The organism is Ensifer sp. LC163 (assembly GCF_001695855.1).
GTDB lineage: Bacteria > Pseudomonadota > Alphaproteobacteria > Rhizobiales > Rhizobiaceae > Ensifer.
Map to the genome: position 1 here is coordinate 1 of NZ_MBSS01000008.1, position 19,007 is coordinate 19,007.

Here is a 19,007-nt window from a genome sequence, read left to right on the forward strand (position 1 = left end):
CCTGAAGCGTGATCGTCGCCGTCGCCTCCGACGTGTCGCCGTCGCCGTCCTCGATCCGGTAGCGGAACGTCACCGTTCCCTGTTCGCCGGCCGCCGGCGTGTAGGTGAACGTGCCGTTGTTGTTGTAAACCAGCGTGCCGCCGCCCGTCAGGCTGCCATCGACCGGCGTCACCTTGGCGAAGGCAACGCCATCGGCACCCTTCGCGTCATTGGCCAGAACGTCCACCGTCACCGGCGTGTTCTCCGCAGCCTGCGAGACACCATCGGCCACCGCCGAAGGCGCGTCGTCGGAGACCGAGACGGTGACGGTGCCTTCGGCCCGGTCGCCGTCGGTGTCGGAGGCGATGACCTGAACCGAGCCGAGTGTAGCAAGGTCGTCGGTGGTGATGTCGGGGTGGCTGGCGTAATTGTCGGAAAGCGTCGCCGTCACCGTCGCGCTGTCGCCGACGCGCACCAGATCGAGCGTGACGATGGTCACGCTGCCGGCCTTGCCGACGATCTGGGTGCCGGAGATCCGATCCCAGGTCAGCGCGCCCGTCAGGCCCCCGGTGTCGCCGAACGCGATCGTGGCGATCGCATCCGAACCGGCGATGAAGCCGATCGTGCCGCTGCTGGTGTCGGACCCCAGCGGCGTGCTGCCGTCGGCAAGGTTCTGGTCGTCGAGTGCAAGCGATGCACTGGCTGCTTCCGGATTGACCGTCGGGCCGACGCCGTCGGTCACCGTGATCGTCTGGCTGTCGCTCGTCGTATCGTTGTCGGCGTCCTTGGCCGACAACGTGAAGCTGACATTGACGCCAGCCGGATTGTTGACGTTGCTGTTGGCCGCAAACGACCAGGTCTTGTCGGCATTGACCGTCAGCGTGCCCTCGACGAGCGCGAAGGCCACCGACTGCCCGGCCGTCAAGGCCAGCGTCTGCGTCGCGTCGCCGACCGTCACGTTGACCGTGCTGACACCGTCGGCGCCGGCCGTCAGCGTCCAGTTGCCGTTCAGCGTCTGGCCTTCCACTACGTTCGGCGAGACCGGATCGGTGATGCCGATCACCGGCACGTCGTCGACAACATCGATGCGCAGTGTGGCCGAGCCGGTCGCACCGTCACCATCGGTGACCGTCAGGTTGAAGGCGTCGCGGTCCTGCTCGACATTCGTGCCGGGAATGACGCCGGAACTGGGGACGGGGCTCACCAGGTCGTAGGTGTATTGCGCCACGCCTGTCGCCGGGTCGTAGGCGGTGATGGTCAATGTACCGAACTCGCCAGCAACGCTCTGGCCGACGAGGCCACCAATCGCGAAAGTCTGACCGTTGATGGTCAGGCTGGCGATGTCGTCGAGGCCATCCGGATCGGAAATGGTAAAGACGCCGCTGACCGACGCGCTGCCGTCACCGGCACGCGATCCGCTGGCGAGGCCGGCCTCATCGACCTGCCTGTCGCTGACGAAAATGCCGCTGGGATCGCTGTTGCCATCGGGGATGATCGAGGGGTTGTCGTTGGGATCGACAGCGAAGGGCAGAAGCTCGGTGGCCTCGAGCGCCGGAAACTGCAGCTCGGTGGGCGCCAGCAGGTCGATGACCGGGCCGGCCTGGCCAATGCCGCCATCCGCGTCGGAGAAGTTGCCGCCGCTGCTCTGGTTCGATACGACGCTGATGCTGCCATCCGGGCCCGCGGCGACGTTGATGCCGTTTTCTCCGAGCACCGCCACGAGCGTTTCGCGCGGGATTTCGGCGTCCCCGATCACGAAAGTCGGAACCTTCAATGCGGCGTTCTGGACCGTGATGGTGGAGCCGTCAGGCTGTTCCAAAACGATATCCGTGCCGACGACCTTGATCTTTTCGATCGATGCGCCTGCAGGCAGGTGCACGATATTCGAAGCATCAGCGCTGATCGTCGCCGGCATCGGCGGCGTCAGGGGGGTGGTCTCAGCACCCTTCACCGGAGCACCGGTTGCCGGGTCCAGGAGCTGCGGCTCTTCCGCCGCGCCAGCACCGGCCTGCGCCACCAGACGCCCGACTTTGCCATCTGGCGCTTCGTGATGCTCGATTGCCTCTGCCGGCGTTGCGGCGGCTTCGTTGGAAATTGCGGTGCCTTCGGTTGCCATAAGAAATACCCCTCGACCTTTGCGGGCAAGAAAACACCAACCTTGTGCGGCCGCAATCGGTACCGGAGGGGTTATCGAAAAATGGCATAATATGTTATGCTAATACCCAAAATTGGTTAGATTAGCGCAATTTTAACAATTCTGGTCATGATCGCGAAACGAATGCCGGACGGCCCGCCAGAGTTCGATTAAACAAGCCCTGACGTCCCGCGGAGCAGCACCGGAATTCACATAATCGACCGAACCGCGTTGCCACACGCTGCATCCTCAACGAACGCGTCTCCACCAAATAGACCGCGATGAGTGCCACGGCGGCGAGCGGCCTGGTCTTGGCTGTCGTGACACCTCATAGTGCCGAGGTTCGCGATTTGGTGAAAATCCGCCCGTGCTCCAAAAGAATACACAAGTATAAAATTTGAATAAAATTTTATGTAAAACGTATTTTTGTAAGACATACTAAATAATACATGCCGCTTTACCGGAGTTTTTCTTTTCATTCGTAGAGTGCCTTCATGCAACGAGAGGCACGGTGATGAACAAGAAGAGCTGGAACCACTGCGCGAAATACCTGAAGACTTCGGTGGTTGCGATGGGCCTAGTGTCGCTTTCTGCAACATCGTCCGTACAGGCCGGACAAACCGGCATGCTCCAGCCCGCTCTCTTTCAGCAGATAATGAGCCTCGCAAGCCCGTTGGCTGCCGTCGCCACGCAGGTAATCGGCGCCTGGTCGCACCAAGCTTCCGAAGGGCTCAAGCGTCAGCAGGTCCAGAAAGTGGCGATAGCGACGCGCGCCAACATTGGCAGCCAAACGGCGGCACGGTCGGAACCCTCCGCCGTCTTTCATTCCGTCGCCTTTCGCGTCTCTTCGATCCCTGTCGCCCGCAAATGGAAGACTGTCTTCCCGGCGGTTGCCGCGACTGATTTCAGCCGCTGCGCACAACAGAGTGGTTGTGCCGCCCGCGGCATCCTCGGCAAGGCGATTGAAAACGCCGAAAGTCTCGCCTTCCGGCACAAGATCAGCGGCATCAACCGGACGGTCAACCGGCTCGTTCGCTACCAGCCGGACGCCGAAAACTACGGCTCCAAGGATTATTGGGCGACGCCGGCCGAAATTCTCGGCCGCGGCAAGGGGGATTGCGAAGACTATGCCATCCTGAAAATGGCCGCCCTGAAGGCGGCCGGCCTTCCGGCGGAAGCCATGGCGATCGTCGTTCTTCGCGATGTCCGACGCAATTTCTATCATGCCGTGCTCGCGATCACGACCAGCCAGGGCCACTTCATCCTCGACAATCTGAGCGACGAGGTGAAGCTCGACAGCGCGCTGCCCAACTACCAGCCGCTCTTTTCGGTCAGCGCCGACCGCTCCTGGATCCACGGCGTCAAGTCGACCGGCGACAAGGTCGCGTCGACCGCACCACTGTCCGATGTCATGCCCGGCGAGGGTGTCGCGCTTCGCTGAACCTTTCGCCGCACCGGTGGTCGCTCGAAATCGCCATTGTCCTGCCAACCTGCGCTGCTGCAGCGATGGTGCCGCGTCATCAGATCAGAATAAAGCCGATGATCACGTCCTGGTCGGAGATCGGGGCGAGGGCGGCGTTGAGCTTGCCCCGCGTGACCTGACCCTGCGCCCCTATGGTGAAGCCGGCCGATTGCGGCTCGCCGGGAGCCGATTTCAGGCGGCCGACGAGATCGACAAACTGAACGTCGAAGGAAAGTTTCAAGCCCAGGGCGGGCTGTGGTTGCTGCGACCGCAGGACACGAGATTGGACGAAGGAGAGGAATGCGGGGTTGTAGGCAATGATATGCCTGTTCCCGGTGAGCGCAAAGGCTGGCGACGGGCTTGCGCGGACCTGGCTCGTGACTATCGCCAGATTGCTGCGCGCCTTGGCCGACGAAAGTTCGTCGCGCAGGTGGCGGGTGGCGATATAGCGCAGCCGCGCCGTCAGGTTGCCTTCGCCCTCAAGTTCTCTTTCGCAGGCGGCAACGATATCGGCTAGCTTGCGGCCATGCCGCGCGGCAAGCTCGCCAAGGCTCTGCCAATAGATCTCCTCGAGCTTTATTCCGTGGCGCTGACCACCGACGGTGACGACCCGGAACCGCAGCGCGCTCAGGTCCTTTTCGGACGGGGGAGGCGGCGTCTCGTTCATTGATCAGCGCTCCCGCAGAGCTTCCTCGCGCGCCTTGTTGATCGGTTTCATCAGATAGGCAAGGATCGTCTTCTTGCCGGTCATGATATCCACCGACGCAATCATGCCGGGCATGATGGCATATTCGCGGCCATCCTTCACCAGCGCGGCCGTGTCGGTCTTGACGCGTACGAGATAGTAGGTTTCGCCGTTGTTCTGATCGACCAGGCTGTCCGCGCTGACGGTCTCGACGACACCGCCGAGGCCGCCGTAAATCGAAAAATCATAGGCCGATATCTTGATCAGCGCCGGCTGGCCGGCGCGCACGAAGGCAACATCCCGCGGCGAAAGCCGCGCCTCGACAAGCAGGATCTCTGACGTTGGGACGACGCCTGCGATCACTCCACCGGGCGTCACATAGGCGCCGACCGTGTTGACATCCAGTGTATTGATGATGCCGTCGACCGGCGAACGAATGTCGGTGTTGGCGACCCGGCTGCTGGCACCGCGGATGGTTTCCTCGATTACGGAAAGCTGCGAAAGCGCCTCGGTTTTCTCCGCCAGGGCCTCCTGCTTCAGTTGCAGCGAAAGTTCCGTCACCTGCAGCGTTGCCTCCCGGAGTGCCTCCTCCAGCTTTCCGACCGATTCCTTCCAGAGGGCGAGCTGGCCCCGGGTATCGGTCAGCTCCTTCTCGACCCTGAGCGACTCGGTCTGCGCGACGAGCTTACGCTTGACCATCGGCGCGAGCAGCTCCTGCTCGCGCTCGGTTACCTGCAAGCTCTCTGCCAGCCGGTTGATATTCGCCTGTGCTTCGGCCAGTTCCTTCTGGCGCTGGCCCTCACGTGCCTGCATGACCGACAGCTTGTTGTTAAAATTACCGGCTTTGGCTTGAAGCAGCTGTTCTTCGTTGGCGCATATGGCCGGCGCGACCTTGGTGATTTCGTCAGGACATTGGTATTTTGCGTCGTAGGCGCCGGTCTCCTCGAGCTCCAGCCGCGCGATTTGCGCGCGCAATGATCGCGCCTTCGCCTCGAGCTCGCCAAGCGAGGAGCCGCTCGCGGTATCGTCGAGCCGGAGGATCAGATCGCCGCGGCGAACGACCTGTCCGGGCTGCACCGCGATCTCGCGCACGATGCCGGGCTCACTCGACTGGATGATCTGCGTCTTTGAGACGGGAATGACCTTGCCTTCTCCGCGGGCGATCTCATCCACCTCGGCGATCGCTGCCCAGGCGACGAAAGAACTGATCAGCAAGCCTACGACAAGCAGCCCGGCGCGCGCGGCAAGCGGCGGTTTCTCAGTCATGCTGGCACCTTCCGCCACTTGCCGACCGGCTTCGTTTCGCGCTCTTGCTGAAAACGTGCATCATAGCCCAGCTCCCGCCGGCCGGCCGGAAGGACCGGGCCGCCTTTGCAACTGCTCGATGACCTCGGCCTTCGGACCATCGGCAACGACGCGCCCGCGGTCGAGGACCAGTAGCCGATCGACGAGGCTCAGCATGCTGTGGCGATGCGTTGAGATCACAAGAGTGACATCGCTGCTGAAGACATTGGAGAGCTTGTTGATCAGCTCGCGTTCGCTGGCGAGGTCCATTGCTCCGGAGGGTTCATCAAGGAAAACGATCTTCGGCTTTCGCAACAGCAGCCGGGCGATGGCAACCGCCTGGCGTTGCCCGCCGGAAAGCTGCGAACCGCGCTCACCCACAGGCATGTCGTAGCCGCGCGGATGATGGGAAACAAATTCGTCGACCCCGGCGAGCCGCGCTGCCGCGACCACTTCTTCATCACTTGCGGTCGGATTCGCCATCAGGAGGTTTTCCTTGATGGTGCCCGAGAACAGGTCGGAATTCTGCGACACGAACGAGACCGCCGAGCGAACGACGGAGGGGTGCAGTTGCCGGATATCGACGCCGTCGAGCAGGATACGCCCGGCGCTTGGCGGATAGAGCCCCCCCAGGAGGCGGCCGATCGTCGTCTTTCCGGAGCCGATGCGGCCGATGATGCCGACCCGCTCGCCCGCCTTGATCGCGACGTTCATACCGCTGACTACCTTGTGGTCGTTACCCGGGTAGGCGAACTCGAGGTTGACGAAGGTAATGCTGCCGTTACGGATCTCGCGATTGACGAAACCGATCGTATCGGGTCGGTCCTCCGGCTGCTCCATCACCGCATTCAGGATCCGCAGCGATAGAAGCGCCTGGCGCAGCCGCGCCAGCGTCATCGCAATCTGGCCGAGGGGCGCGACGGCGCGGCCGGCCAACATGCTCGCGGCGATGATCGCGCCGGAGGAGATATTTCCCTCCGTGAATTCATAGGCGCCGGCCACGACAATGCAGACCGTCACCAATTGTTGCACGAACTGCGTCGCGTGCGATGCCCAGGAGGAAATCTCCTTGATCTGTTCGGCCGTGTTCGAGGAATGCTTGGCCAGTTCGTTCCAGCGGCGAAGGAGCTGCTTTTCCGATTGCAGCGTTTTCACCGTCTCGATCGCGCCGATCGTCTCGACCAGCAGCGCCTGGCGCTGGGCGGACTCGTTCGAAGCCGCAGCGACGCGGTGGCCGATCTTATACTGCGCGACGTAGCCGATCACGAGGCTCAAGACAAAAGCGATCGTCGGAACAAGCGCGATCCAGCCCGCGACCGCATAGATGGCCGCGATGAAGACGAAAACGAAAAGACTGTCGATGATGGTGCTGAGCGTATTCGACGTGAAAAACTCCCGCACGAATTCGTACTGCATCGCCCGGTTGGCATATTCGCCGGTGGACGGCGGCCGCGAGGCCATGGTTGCATGCAGGATCTTCTCGAACAGCATGTAGGAGAGTTTCAGATCGGCCTTGCGGCCGGCGTAGTCGATCAGCGCCGCCCGCACCGTCTTCAACAGGAAGTCGAAGAGGATGGCAGCGCTGATGCCCAGCGCCAGAACCCAGAGCGTCGCGATCGCTTTGTTGGGCAGGATGCGATCGTAGACGTTCATCGTGAAGAGCGGCGCGGCGAGCGCCAGGACGTTGATGAAGAATGCCGCGATCGCCACCTGCACATAGGCTTGCCAGAAGGGCTTGATCGTCGAGGTCAACCAGTGCCGGCGGTCGATGTTGCGCGCCGCGCCGACGCCCCGACCGGCCGCCGCATTCAAATAGGTGGCCGAGAACGACACGGCATAGGCGAGCCCGCCGAGTTGCAGATCAGACAGCTTGATCGCCGGCTCGTCGGGTCTGCCCACCTTGTTCGAAAGACTGAGAGTGCCGTCCAGAGCCTCTTCCAACAACGCCCTGGCGCTGCCGTCGCGAAAGATGAGCAGCAGCGGGAACACGAAATCGCGATTGGTAAGCGCGCGCGTCGAAACGAGTTCCGTCTCCAGACCCACCCGTTCGGCTATGCGCGAGACGTCTTCAGCGCTCGGCGACCGGGCGTCGAAGGGGACGTCGGAATAGAGCACACTGTCTGACGACGGGCGGTTCAAGAAGATGCAAATCTCCTTGAACGCCTCGGAAAAGCCGGTCAGGGACGGGCCAATCTGCGCATGCCTGTCGATACCTTGCATCACCACCGGTTGTGTCCGCCCTCACGAGGACTGTTATTTCTGCCGGATCGGCGCCAACAAGTCGAGTGGCAAGTCGTTTGTCTGGCGCGACGGGACACGGCGATAGGTTTCCGTAGCAGGCGTGGCTGGAACATCGAACTCGGCGCGCGCGTAGGCTTCGGATTGAGCCGGTGCCTTGACCTGCATGGTGGACAGAAGTTGTCCGGTCGCGGCAAGCAGGCGATATTCGGCAAACAAGGCTGCGTACTGCGCGGTCTTCGCGAGGATGCTGACGTTGAAACGCGAATTCTGCGCGCCCAGCACATCGAGCAGAGAGCGCTGGCCGACTTTGAGCTGCTCGCGATAGGACTCGACGAGCTGCACGTTCATCTGGGCCTGTGCATTCAGTGTGCGCGCAATGTCATACTGGCTCGTGCGGCGTTCCCAGGAAATGCGAACGGCTTCCTCGACCTCGCGATGCGCCTGGTGGAAGACCAGGCGTTGCTCGCTCGCCCGGCGCATCTGCTCCTGCTCATTGGCGATGTCGATGCCGCCGCGATAGAGGTTCCACTTCGCCACGATCCGCGCCTGCGCGTCCCAGGTGTTGCCGGTCGTGCCGTCGATATCGTTGCCCGTGCGTGCGCGCCCTTCGGCAAAGACCTCGGGAAGCATGTTCGAGCGCGCGGCCTTGACCTGCGAATCCGCGACGCTGATGTCGGAATCGGCGGCTTTGATGCGCGGATTGTTGCCGCGAGCGATGCCGATCGCCGTTTCCAGCGTCTTCGGCAGAGCACCGCCAACCGACTTCGGCATGGACGGCTTGGTGAGCGGCTGACCAACCAGGCGGTTGAAGCTGATCTTGACCGTGTCGAACGCTTCCTCTGCCTCTTGCAGGCGAGCCTTTGCGGACAGCAGGCGTTCGCTGGCCTGCTGGCGATCCGCCTCAGTCAGGGCGCCCCCCGATATCAGCGAGCTGATATCCGACAGGATCGACTGGTGCACGCCGACGTTCTTGCGGGCCTCCGCCACGATTTGCTGCTGAAGGATATACTCGAAATACTCGCGCACGATCTGCAAGCCGATCGTTTCGGAACGCTCAAGCACGCGGAACGACGCACTATCGACGCGCGCCGCCTGGCGCTCCAGCTCCGCCCGACGGCCGCCGCCATCGAAGAGCTTCTGCGTGACGGTGATGCCGACGTCGGAAGGATAGAGCGGGTCGTTCTCGATCGAGGCCAGCCGACGGCCGGTATCCTCGAGATGCTGCACGCCGGTCGACGCTTCCACATCGAGGCTCGGCAGATAGAGGCCACGGGCCTGCCGCAATTCGAACTCGATCGCCTCGCGGTTCTCGATCGATTGTCCGATCTCCGGGTTCGATTCCATTGCGATTTGAAGCGCTTCCTTGAGCGTCATCGCTTCGGCCGCACTCCCCGCGAACACGGTCGACGCGAGCAGAATGGAAAACAATCCGCCCTTTAAGGTTTTCCCCACGGTCAATACTATCCCCCTCGCAATCAGTTCGTCACGCTAGCAAATCCAGGCGGACGTTAAAACTGCAGAAACCCACCGCTAAATAATACAGCGGTAATAAAACGCGGCCACCAAATTTGGGGTCGTTCCAGACCGTCGCTAGCTTTCGCACGGCTATGTTGCAAAAATGGAACAGCCGCCCTGCCGCAAGAGGATCTTTTAACCTATTGAAAAGAAATGGAGCGGGCGTAATTGCTCCAGGATCTGAGCCGGCTCAGATCGACCAGGACACTGCCCTCAACTCAACGCCGACGCGAATGCGGCAGACTCACCTCAGCCGCCGCGAGCGAGGACTAGGTACTAAGCCGAAGCGCGCGCCAGTGCCGCATCGTTTCAGGCCGAAGGCAGGCGGACGAAGCCGACGCTCTGAGTTGCCCCGGCAGCAACCGCAACGGTCTCCGAGGTTGCGGCGCGGCGCAGCCGTTCCAGATCGACGCTGCCCTCGAACAACGCACCGCCAACGCTGAGTGCGAGATCGACCTTGCGGCCATCGGCAGAGAAATGCGACGAGGTCAGCGCTTTCGTCAGGCGGGTGCAAACCTGCTCGGCATCGGCTTCGGTCGCAGCGACCAACAGGACGTCGAAGCTCGCTGGGCCGGTTCGCGCGACGATATCATCGCGCCGCACCGAGGTGCTGATGGTCGAGGCGACGAATTGCAGCAGTTCCTCGCTCCATTCCGGGCCGAAGGCGGCGCCGACATCGTCGAGGTTGTTGATCCGCAGATGGATGAGAGCCCCGTGAAGCTCCTCGACGGCGCGTTGACGGCGGCGCTCAAGACCATTGACATACTGGACGAGCCCGCGGCCGGTGACGCAGCCGGTCGTGGTGTCATGGGCAACGACATGGTTGATCTGGTTACGGAGACGCTGGGCCCGACGAAACTGCATGGCCGCGATGACGATCAGCGGCACACCCATCAGCAGGGAAATCAAAGCCGCGCCCACAACGGCCGCCGCATAGGGGCGATCGACGAGAGCAACCAGGCTGAGATAGACCAGGGCCTGGGCGAGGATGGCGAAACCAACGATGCCGCCGAGGACATAGCGCGCGATCCGCCAGTCCTTCTGCCCGTTGAATGGTACCTCTCTCTGCATGCATCCAGCTCCCGATTCACTGACGATAATCGGTCTAGTGCAGTTTTATGGATATTCCCTTTCCTAGCTATCTACAACTTTATGCACCGCGCAGAATACCGAGGGGAATGCACCAAAACGGCATATGACTGCCTGGATATTCGCGCTTTGCGTGTAAATTCAAGATGGCGGCCGAGAAATTTCGTTCGTCCTCTCCCCGTGCCGAACAACGGGACGCCGCCGATTTTGTTCACAAACCCAGATGTATAAGGGAAGCGCAAGGTTCTCCGCATCCGCGATGCTCGTGCGATATCGCACGATGCAACTCTCAAATTTCGAGATTGTGCCGCGCGCTGAACAGAAAAAGGTCCCCTGCGACGGGAGGCGGATGCCGTTGGAGAACAAACCCGAGACACGGTAACGGTATCAAAAAATGCCGTGAGTTGTCGCGGTCGCGGACTTTGGTCCTATGTCTGATCCGACTTCAGTCCGCTTTGACACAAACCCGCTTGTTCCGCACGCTGATAGGATTGTTGGGCTGGTGTCGCGAACATGTCGATCAAGAACTCTCTGCGCCGACTTCTTTCCCCGCCGGATCCGCAAGAGCCGGCAATCAGGATACATGCCCTGGAGTCTCTTCTTGACCTGTGGCAAGCCTACAGCCTGGTGGTAATGGAGCTGCACAGACTGCAGGCAGAAGATAATCCGCGGCCAGAAGCGATCCGTGAGCTCGAAGTCCTTTGTCGCGATATTGAAGCGCGGCTCATGTCATCTCTCGAGAAGATGGATCGGGCTGACGGCGTGCACGTTTCCCAACGACGGCCTGCTGCCATGCGTTGATCGGGGGGGAGCAGCCTCGGTCTCAAAGACTTGGTCCCTTTATTGCCGGCGTTTGTTGACGAGGGTATCGGGGACGAACACTGCCGGGAAGGGCCCTGGTTATGGCTCTATCAAGCGTGCGTAATCTCGACCGCCAGTAAAGGGTCGGCAAAGTTCTGTTCTGAGGAGATGTCATGCCTACGCGTCGGAAGTTTCTTACCGCAGTCAGCTCGGGAGCCGTTTGTCTGTTTGCCGTAGCTCTTCCATATACTGTCGGCCCTGCCGGCTCGTTGCTGGAACTTGTCCCCCAAGCTGCCTTTGCCAAGAGCGGGGAGAACAACGGCAATGGTGGGGGCAATGGCGGCGGAAACGGTGGAGGCAATGGCGGAGGAAATGGCGGTAGCAACGGCGGGGGGAACGGAGGGGGCAACTCCGCAAAAGACAGATCGAGCGGCGGCAACGCCCGTGGCAATTCGACGGGGGCCAGGGGTGGCGGAGCTGCTATCGGCGGCGATGCTTCCAGGGTCGGCGTGCGCCATGCCGATGGCATAAGCGAGGAGATCAGCGGCGGCCGCTACATCATGAAGGATGCGCGAGGGCGCACGATCATCAACCGAAGGGCCACCCTGGCGGACCTGAAACGAATTCAGTCCCTCATTCAGTGAGGGGACGTCAATCAACGGCGTCGCGCAGTACCATGGCAGCCTCAGTCCGGTTGCTGACGCCGAGTTTGGCCATGATCTGCGTCATATGGTGCTTTACTGTCTTTTCCTGCAGGTCGAGCTTCCGAGCGACGTGCTTGTTGCTCATGCCCGCGGCCACCAACTGCAGCACTTCATGTTCGCGCGCGGTCAAGTTGGCGACCAGGGCCGACAGGTTTCCTGGACCGCGCGTGCGGTTGGAAAGGAGTTTGGCTGAAAGCGCGGGAGTGACATAGCTTTCGCCCGCGGCGACGCTGCGAATGATTTCCGCCAGTGCTCGACCGCCTACACCCTTCAGCACATATCCGAGCGCGCCTCGGTCAAGCGCCGCGGTGACATCGTCGCTGGTTTCGGAAACGGTCAGCATGATGATCTTTTGCGATGGCGACAACTCGAGGATCGGGAGGATTGTGTTCAAGCCGCCGCCGGGCATGGAGATATCCAGCAGCAAGACATCGGGACGCACGTTCTCGGCAATAAGCAGGGCATCATCCCTGGAACTCCCCTCGGCAACGATCTCGAAGCCGCCAATCTCCAGCAGGCTCCTTGTTACGCCTTCTCGAAACAGGGGGTGGTCATCGACCACGGCCACGCGTATCGCTGTCGTCATGCCGCTTTTGTCTCCTCAGTGCTGATTGTCATACGAACAACGGTGCCGGAGGCGGAGACGCTAATCTCGAAGGCACCGCCCAAGCTTTCGATGCGTTCTCTTAATCCCTCAAGGCCAAGGCCCGTCGGTTGCACGAGATCCGGGTCGAAGCCAGGCCCGTTGTCTCCGACCTCGACCGTCACCTGCTCACCCTTCGTCCATTGCGAGACACGCTGGCCGACGCCGCCGCCATGGCGGTAGGCATTGTTGAGGGCCTCCTGCACGAAGCGGTAGATGCAGATCCTGGCGGACAGAGAGAGGTGATCAGGCGGGTCGAAAACCGACAGGTTCACGGCGGTTCCCGTTCGCTGCTGATGAGCGTGAACCACCCGTTTCAAGATCTCGGAGAGCGTCGCCGTCTCGATCTGCGGCAGGACGAGGCCGCTGCAGATCGTCCGGATCTCCTGCATTGCTTCATCGAGACTTTCCTTGATTTCGCCGATGATGCGCTCGCGTGCGGTGCGTGCTGATTTCTGGCTCGTGAAAGCATCGCTGTCGAGCCGCAGGGAAGCGAAGGCCAGCAACTGCGCCGGCCCGTCGTGCAGATCAGCGCCGATGCGGCGCAGGTGGCTTTCGTTGAGCGCCGTCGTGCGTTGCGAGGCCCGCTGGAGCCGTCCCCGCAAAGCTTCGTTCTGAGCGAGCAAACCTGAAAGTTCGGCGATCCGATCCTTGAGTGCATGGCGCTGGCTTTCAATCGTCCGGCTGCCGCGCAGCACGATCGCGGAGAGGACCACAAAAAAGGCGAGCGTAAAGGCTGCAACCGCCAACCAGCTATAGAAGCGCGCCTGGCTCAAGCCGTGTTGGAAATCATAGGAGACTTCATGAAATTCAGAAACGGCGACGACCTCTCCCGACCACGGTTGCAGCACCGGATTGTAGATCTCAAGGACCGGCATGTCGGCTGGGCGTTTGTCTGACAGCTCCCCGGACTGATCGAAGAGCGCCACCATGCTGCCGGAGAACGCCGTTCGCAACTCGTCGCTGAGTTCGAGCCGTTTTCCAATCTGGGCTTCGTCGCTTGAATAGAGAACCGTGCCGTCTGCCCGCCAGAGGCGGAAGGACAAGAGGCGGTCTCCCAGAGCACCTTGGCCAAGCGTTTCGTCCAGCGCGCGCGCCACCGCGTCGTTGAGTACCTGGGTCGTCTGCATGTCGGGCAACAACGGTGCGATCACACTGTCCACGTAGAGAGCGGTGGTCGCGGCGGAGTTCCGCGTGACCGCCTCCTCGATAAGGCGCGAAACAAACGCCCCGACCAGCACCATTGCAGACGCCGCAACAAGGCCGCCTATCAGCAAGAACTGCGTTGCCAACGAGCGGGCGTTCCAATTTTTGATGAGTTGGCTGGCGCGCACGAAATTTCCCGGGATCGACCGCTGTTCGCCAGCGTCGCTGTGGTACAACAAACCCACGATAACCTATCCGGTTGGGCAGGCCGGTCAATGCCGTGGCTCGGTTCTCAATTCTTATCGGACCTTTGACTGCCTGCCGGACAGGACCAAGGTCCTATAGGCCGCCGCAATGGTCCGAGGGTCATAGCCGATCCCTTTTGCCCAAGATAGGTTCAATTCCTCTACAAGCGCGGCCTTCGTCAAATTCGGTGCCGCGGCGATTCGAAGAGGAGTTTCTTATGGTTTTCACGAAAGCAGTCGCTCGTGGCATCGTGGCGCTGAGTTTGGCTCTGGCTCCGGCGGCGGGCGGGATGGTCGGCGCGGCGGGCACAGCCTTCGCCAAGGACGGCCATGGCAATTCCGGTGGTGGCGGCGGTAACGGAAATGGCGGCAGCCATGGCGGGGGCTCAGGTTCCAGCCATGGGAAATCGGAAACCGCGCGCACAAACAAGGACTCCCGGTCGAGCAAGGCCAGCGACAAGTCGACGTTGAAATCGTTCTTCACACGCGACAAGGCACCGGACACAGCAAGAAAATCTGCCAAGGCCGACAAGCTGGCCAAGGTGGATCCGACAGGTGCTGGCGTCGGCACCCCGGGACTGCGCTCGCTGAACCGCAACTATCACGCATACCTCAATTCGAACGATCCCCGAATGGCCGCGGTTTCTGCCTACGCCATTGCCTATGCCGAGTTCGAAGCTGAGAACGGCGTCGACGCCATCCCAAGCGATCCGGCTCTCAGCGACGAGGCCCTGCGCGAGGCGCTTGCCGGCTTCTCGAAAGATGGTGTCGTGACCGACGATATGCTTGACGAGGCCAAGGATATCCTCGGGGTCGGGCCCGAGGACGGCAAGATCGATCAGATCCGCGATACGCTGCCGCCACCGACCGCCGATTGACCGGCGGTTGACAGGCAAGTCGCCAGGCCCGGGAAGTTGACCCCGGGCCGGTGAAGGTCGTGCGCTGAAGCGCGGTTGCCAGCTTCCTTAGCTATCGCGCATCCTACCGCATAATTCCTTAAATCGGATCCGATTTAAGGAATTATGCAGCACATTTAAAGTGTTACAGCGTCCTTAGCGCGTCATATTTGACGCGCGGCGCTGTAGATGCGTTTCCGTCTTAAATGGACACATGGAAACGCTCTATCCTTTGTTTTTCGCATTTCCCGGCGGAAAACCGCTTCGGACTTTTCCTGGAGAGGCTCGAGGTGACGCCTGCTCCTGGGCGAACGGCAGCTGTCGGCCGGCAAGCTGGCGCGCGCCTTTCGAGGCAGGGACCTCATCGAGGGTTCGTCGAAAAGACAGGCATTCCCGCATTCGAAGCCTGGACGGGGATGCTTCCTGCGAATGCATAAATCCTCAACTCACGTTCGATTCTAGGGTAGAATTATGCCGCGATTAAAGGGCTGCAGTGTCCTTTGCGCGCCGAATTCGACGTGTGGCGCTGCAGAGGGAAGGTGAAGCCGATGAAAAGGTTTGCAATCGTTACTCTGGCGCTGGCGACGGCGCTGACAAGCGCTCCGCCGGCCATGGCGTTTCCCGCAATTGCCGCGCCGAGGATTGAAGCGCCGCAAGCTCAGCTGGTGCAGTACAGGCGATATCGCGGCGGATACTACAACGGACATCACCATAACGGTGGCGATGATTGGGCCTGGGCATTGGGTGGACTTGCCGCCGGCGCCGTTATCGGTGGGTTGCTGGCGCAGCCCCGGTATTATGGCCCCAGTTACTATGAACCGGACTACTACGGCCGGACCTACTACCGTCCGCACTATTATGCGCCACGCTATTACCGCGAAGTCTACTATGACGGCGGTGCACATACGCACTGGTGCTATGCGCGCTACCGTTCCTATCGGGCCTACGACAACACGTTCCAGCCCTATTACGGTCCGCGACAGGTGTGCGTTTCGCCTTACTATTGAGAGTGGGGTAAGGCACGCGGTCAATCGGGCTCATCGGCTATCCGAATGGGGTTCGAACTGCTGACAAGAAAGACCGGACCGCCGCCCAGGGCAACATCTCGAAAACGCGCACTCGCTGGCGCGATTGGTGCGAAGCCGTGCCGCTACACGCCTCAAAAGAGCGTGGCAGCAGCGCCGGCAACATTCCTGATGTTTGACAAACTTTGGCAAACTGTGTCATCGTGAAGGGAGCTATGGAGGCTGAATATGGCCACGATGAACGTATCGTTGCCCGATCCGATGAAGGATTGGGTGGAAGCACAAACGCGCACGGGCCGCTATGCAAACGCCAGCGACTATGTGCGCGATCTCATTCGCAGGGATCAGGAGCGTAATGACAAGATTGCCGTCATGCAGCGCTTCGTCGACGACGGCCTGAAAAGCGGAACCGGTAATCGCTCGAAGGACGAACTTTTCGCTGCGGCATTGGCGCGGGCTGAAACACCGCGCGACCATCGTTAATGGGATTCCGCCTTTCCCTCGCTGCAGAAGAAGACATTATCGCTATTGCCGAGGAAGGCGTGCGCCTCTTCGGGGCCGCTCAGGCCAGCCGGTATCATGACGAGCTTTTCGGTATCTTCGTCCTGATTGCCGCTAGTCCTCGCATGGCGCGCGAGCGTCCAGAGTTATCGCCGCCGATGCGCATCCATCCGTTCAAAGCCCATCTTGTCGTCTATCGGGTTGAGGCCGACGGCGACATTCTCATTGTCCGTGTCCGGCACGGTCACGAGAACTGGACGGACAACGCCTAGAGCATTTCCAGGAAAAGTGCGAAGCGGCTTTCCGTCAGGAAATACGTAAAAACAAAGAGATAGAGCGTTTCTGCGACTCCGTCTAAACCGGAATCGCTCTAACTAAGCGTTGTGCGACTGCGCGGTCCTGACTTGCTGCAGCGACCTTTGCGCGTCTGATTAAGACGCGCGGCGCTGTAGGGCAAACTGATGGCTTACCGGCGTCTCGCATCGCGCCAGCGGCGGATTTCGTCGGCGTTCGCCTTGCCGCCGCGGGGGCCATGGATGGTCACTGAGCGGGCTGCGGCGGCCACGGCGAAGTCCAAGGCAGCGGCAAAGGGCTGGTTCTGCTCAAGACACCAGGTCAGCACACCGCCAAAGGTGTCGCCCGCGCCGGTCACGTCGACGACATCGACGGGAAACCCGCTGGCGCGCAGTATCGTATCACCGCTACGCGCCTCTGCGCCTTCGGCGGCCACCGTGCGCACCACCCAGTCGATGTCTTGGTCACGCATCCAGTCCCCGATAAGCGACAGGTCTTCATGGCCGAAGGCGGTACGGAAGCCGACCTGGTTGAAGATGACCACCGCCGCACCGTTGAGGTAGGCCATATCCTCCGGCGTGCAGCCGCCGACGTCGAGGTCGAAGATGGTGCGGCGCCCGTGCCGGCGCAGATCGGCCAGAAGTCCGGCCTGTTTCAGAATACCGCCTTCAGTCCGTATATGCAGGCGGCGGGCACGATAAAGCGTTGTATACATGAGGCCGGGCTGACGCAGAGCCGTCAAGCTGTCTGGTGACAGCCACATCGGCTGTTCGCCCATCTCGACCGTCAGCACGATATGCTCGCCCTCGACCAGGAAGATCAGGTTACGTGATTCCGGAATGGCGGGATCGGTCAGCATGTGGTCGACGCCGACGCCGTTCTCCATGAGGTCGGCAATCAGCCGTTTTGACAGCGGGCTGTCGTTGAGCAACGAGATGAACTGCGTTTCGCCGCCCAGTGCCGCATGTACCACAGCGGCGTTGGCGATGGAGCCGCCGGTCTCCGCCGGCAGTTCCGCGACCATGCCCTTGTCCGCACGGCCGGGCCAGCGATCGGCCGTGTAATATTCGTCGAGCGCCACGTCGCCGATGAAAAAGGTCGTCATGCGTCTGGTCCCTCCTGAGCAGCCGCCTTGATCAGGCGTGGTCCGCCAGCGACCGGCACCCAGGGGCTTTCACCGAGGCCGCAGATTGCCATCCAGTAGTAGGGCGTGGGCCCCGAAACGCCGCGACAGGCGTCGTGCCAGACGCCGCGACGCATCACCACCGCCTGTCCCGGCGCGACCACGAATGCTTCAATGTCATCTCGATGCGGCGCCTCGGCGTCTGACGCGGGCGCGACGGCGAGCACGATCGGTTGGGATGCGCAGAATATCGCCTCTTCGGTGCCCGGATGCCGCTCCATCGCAGCACAGAGCCACGGCGCGCTGCCGCCGCGGGTGATGCCGAGGTGGCCGGCGCCCTCGATCAGCGGCGTAGCGGTGAAACCGTCATGCCAGCCGGCGCCCGCGGTCCATATCACCTTGGGATCGGCATCGTCAGTCAGGTCGTAGGTCGTGCCGAACCGCGAAAAGTTTTCCGCGGTCACCGGCCGGGCGAGAACGGCATCCGGAGCGCTCATGCGGCGCTCCTTGCGGCGCGCACGACGCGCATCAGGCCGGCGACATGAGCGGCTTCAACCCGGCCGGTATCCTTATGGTCGTGCTTGAACCAGCTTCCGACGACGGCGCCGTCTGCGTGGACCAACTGTTCAGCGGCATTGGCCTCGGTAAGGCCGGCGCCAATCAGCAACGGCACGGTTCCTCCGGTTGCGGCGCGGAAACGCGCCACCTTATCCATATCGGTCGGTCGGCCCGTGGCGTCCGAGGTCACCACGAGACCGTCGCAACGCGAGGCGCCAATGCGCACATCCTCTGCTTCCGGCCTGCCGGAGAGCACCGGTTGATATTTAAATCGCACACCGCCGAGCAGCAGCGCCGAGACGCCTTCACGGCGAGCGGCAAGGTCTGCGGCGAAGGGTGCATCCGTCTCGGGCGGCAGATGACCGGCGACGGAATCGACCTGGATGAAGGCGACGGGATAGCGTCGGGCAAGTTCAAAGGCGCGCGCGTCGTCGCGCAACACGTTGACGCCGATGCGCGTGCCGAGATCGAGACCGAACAGCCGCTCCAGCACCCGCTCCACATCCTCGGCATGGCCGAAATAATTCTCCACCACCAACCCATCCACGCCTTCGCCTGTCATGATGCGGGCTTCTTCCAGGGCCTGGGCAAGCTTTGACTCAGGGCTATCGCCTCCCAGGTGCAACATGCCGAGAATGGGTTTTGGGGTCGTGAAGGTCTCGCCGAAGCGGCTCATGTTTGT

At 61.6% G+C, this 19,007-nt stretch carries 18 protein-coding genes; 7 read left to right on the forward strand and 11 right to left on the reverse strand.

Annotated features, from left to right (window positions below; genetic code table 11):
* Positions 1 to 2,095: Ig-like domain-containing protein (locus BC360_RS07375; RefSeq protein ID WP_167590809.1), on the reverse strand; the 2,095-nt coding region annotated here is incomplete at its 3' end.
* Between the two features lie 532 nt (positions 2,096 to 2,627).
* On the opposite strand from BC360_RS07375, the gene BC360_RS07380 reads away from it, so the two are divergent.
* Positions 2,628 to 3,554 (forward strand): transglutaminase-like cysteine peptidase, encoded by a 927-nt coding sequence (locus BC360_RS07380; RefSeq protein WP_244512682.1) that lies wholly within the window; start codon positions 2,628 to 2,630, stop codon positions 3,552 to 3,554.
* Between the two features lie 79 nt (positions 3,555 to 3,633).
* Here the strand turns inward: BC360_RS07380 and BC360_RS07385 are convergent, their stop codons facing one another.
* From BC360_RS07385 to BC360_RS07405, 5 genes are all read right to left on the reverse strand, one after another.
* Positions 3,634 to 4,242, reverse strand: a complete 609-nt coding sequence (locus BC360_RS07385) for a ribbon-helix-helix domain-containing protein (RefSeq protein WP_065794753.1) — start codon at positions 4,240 to 4,242, stop codon at positions 3,634 to 3,636.
* Positions 4,243 to 4,245: 3 nt separating this feature from the next.
* Positions 4,246 to 5,526, reverse strand: a complete 1,281-nt coding sequence (locus BC360_RS07390; protein ID WP_065794754.1) for an HlyD family type I secretion periplasmic adaptor subunit — start codon at positions 5,524 to 5,526, stop codon at positions 4,246 to 4,248.
* Between the two features lie 60 nt (positions 5,527 to 5,586).
* Complete coding sequence (locus BC360_RS07395) at positions 5,587 to 7,764, reverse strand: type I secretion system permease/ATPase (RefSeq protein WP_065794755.1); 2,178 nt, start codon at positions 7,762 to 7,764, stop codon at positions 5,587 to 5,589.
* Between the two features lie 33 nt (positions 7,765 to 7,797).
* Positions 7,798 to 9,243 (reverse strand): TolC family outer membrane protein, encoded by a 1,446-nt coding sequence (locus tag BC360_RS07400; RefSeq protein WP_065794756.1) that lies wholly within the window; start codon positions 9,241 to 9,243, stop codon positions 7,798 to 7,800.
* A 366-nt stretch (positions 9,244 to 9,609) separates the two neighbouring features.
* Positions 9,610 to 10,371, reverse strand: coding sequence for a GGDEF domain-containing protein (locus BC360_RS07405; RefSeq protein WP_065794757.1), 762 nt, complete (start codon positions 10,369 to 10,371; stop codon positions 9,610 to 9,612).
* A gap of 531 nt (positions 10,372 to 10,902) precedes the next feature.
* On the opposite strand from BC360_RS07405, the gene BC360_RS07410 reads away from it, so the two are divergent.
* Both BC360_RS07410 and BC360_RS31365 read left to right on the forward strand, forming a co-directional pair.
* The gene (locus tag BC360_RS07410; protein WP_065794758.1) at positions 10,903 to 11,190 is read left to right on the forward strand and encodes a hypothetical protein; all 288 of its coding nucleotides are present in this window, start codon (positions 10,903 to 10,905) and stop codon (positions 11,188 to 11,190) included.
* Between the two features lie 269 nt (positions 11,191 to 11,459).
* Positions 11,460 to 11,834 carry a hypothetical protein gene (locus BC360_RS31365; RefSeq protein ID WP_167590810.1) on the forward strand — a complete coding sequence of 125 codons (375 nt, stop codon included), beginning with the start codon at positions 11,460 to 11,462 and terminating at the stop codon, positions 11,832 to 11,834.
* Between the two features lie 7 nt (positions 11,835 to 11,841).
* On the opposite strand, the gene BC360_RS07425 is transcribed toward BC360_RS31365, so the two are convergent.
* Positions 11,842 to 12,480 (reverse strand): LuxR C-terminal-related transcriptional regulator, encoded by a 639-nt coding sequence (locus BC360_RS07425; protein WP_065794760.1) that lies wholly within the window; start codon positions 12,478 to 12,480, stop codon positions 11,842 to 11,844.
* Entirely contained in the window at positions 12,477 to 13,871 is a 1,395-nt protein-coding gene (locus BC360_RS07430; protein ID WP_065794761.1) for a sensor histidine kinase, read from the reverse strand. Before BC360_RS07430 ends, BC360_RS07425 begins: the two co-directional genes overlap by 4 nt.
* Positions 13,872 to 14,146: 275 nt before the next feature.
* On the opposite strand from BC360_RS07430, the gene BC360_RS07435 reads away from it, so the two are divergent.
* The 4 genes from BC360_RS07435 (at position 14,147) to BC360_RS07450 (ending at position 16,622) form a co-directional block, all read left to right on the forward strand.
* On the forward strand, positions 14,147 to 14,806 hold the full coding sequence (locus tag BC360_RS07435) for a hypothetical protein (protein WP_065794762.1): 660 nt from the start codon (positions 14,147 to 14,149) through the stop codon (positions 14,804 to 14,806).
* A gap of 566 nt (positions 14,807 to 15,372) precedes the next feature.
* Positions 15,373 to 15,831, forward strand: a complete 459-nt coding sequence (locus BC360_RS07440) for a BA14K family protein (RefSeq protein WP_065794763.1) — start codon at positions 15,373 to 15,375, stop codon at positions 15,829 to 15,831.
* Between the two features lie 246 nt (positions 15,832 to 16,077).
* Entirely contained in the window at positions 16,078 to 16,332 is a 255-nt protein-coding gene (locus BC360_RS07445; protein WP_065781745.1) for a type II toxin-antitoxin system ParD family antitoxin, read from the forward strand.
* Entirely contained in the window at positions 16,332 to 16,622 is a 291-nt protein-coding gene (locus BC360_RS07450; protein ID WP_065781744.1) for a type II toxin-antitoxin system RelE/ParE family toxin, read from the forward strand. The genes BC360_RS07445 and BC360_RS07450 overlap by 1 nt, the downstream gene beginning before the upstream one ends.
* A gap of 194 nt (positions 16,623 to 16,816) precedes the next feature.
* Here the strand turns inward: BC360_RS07450 and BC360_RS07455 are convergent, their stop codons facing one another.
* From BC360_RS07455 to BC360_RS07465, 3 genes are read right to left on the reverse strand one after another with little or no spacing between them, the layout of a single operon-like run.
* Positions 16,817 to 17,749: a carbohydrate kinase family protein gene (locus tag BC360_RS07455; RefSeq protein ID WP_065794764.1), complete on the reverse strand. Its 933-nt coding sequence runs from the start codon at positions 17,747 to 17,749 to the stop codon at positions 16,817 to 16,819.
* On the reverse strand, positions 17,746 to 18,264 hold the full coding sequence (locus BC360_RS07460) for an ureidoglycolate lyase (RefSeq protein ID WP_065794765.1): 519 nt from the start codon (positions 18,262 to 18,264) through the stop codon (positions 17,746 to 17,748). The genes BC360_RS07455 and BC360_RS07460 overlap by 4 nt, the downstream gene beginning before the upstream one ends.
* Entirely contained in the window at positions 18,261 to 19,001 is a 741-nt protein-coding gene (locus tag BC360_RS07465; RefSeq protein ID WP_065794766.1) for a BtpA/SgcQ family protein, read from the reverse strand. Before BC360_RS07465 ends, BC360_RS07460 begins: the two co-directional genes overlap by 4 nt.
* Between the last annotated feature and the right edge of the window lie 6 nt (positions 19,002 to 19,007).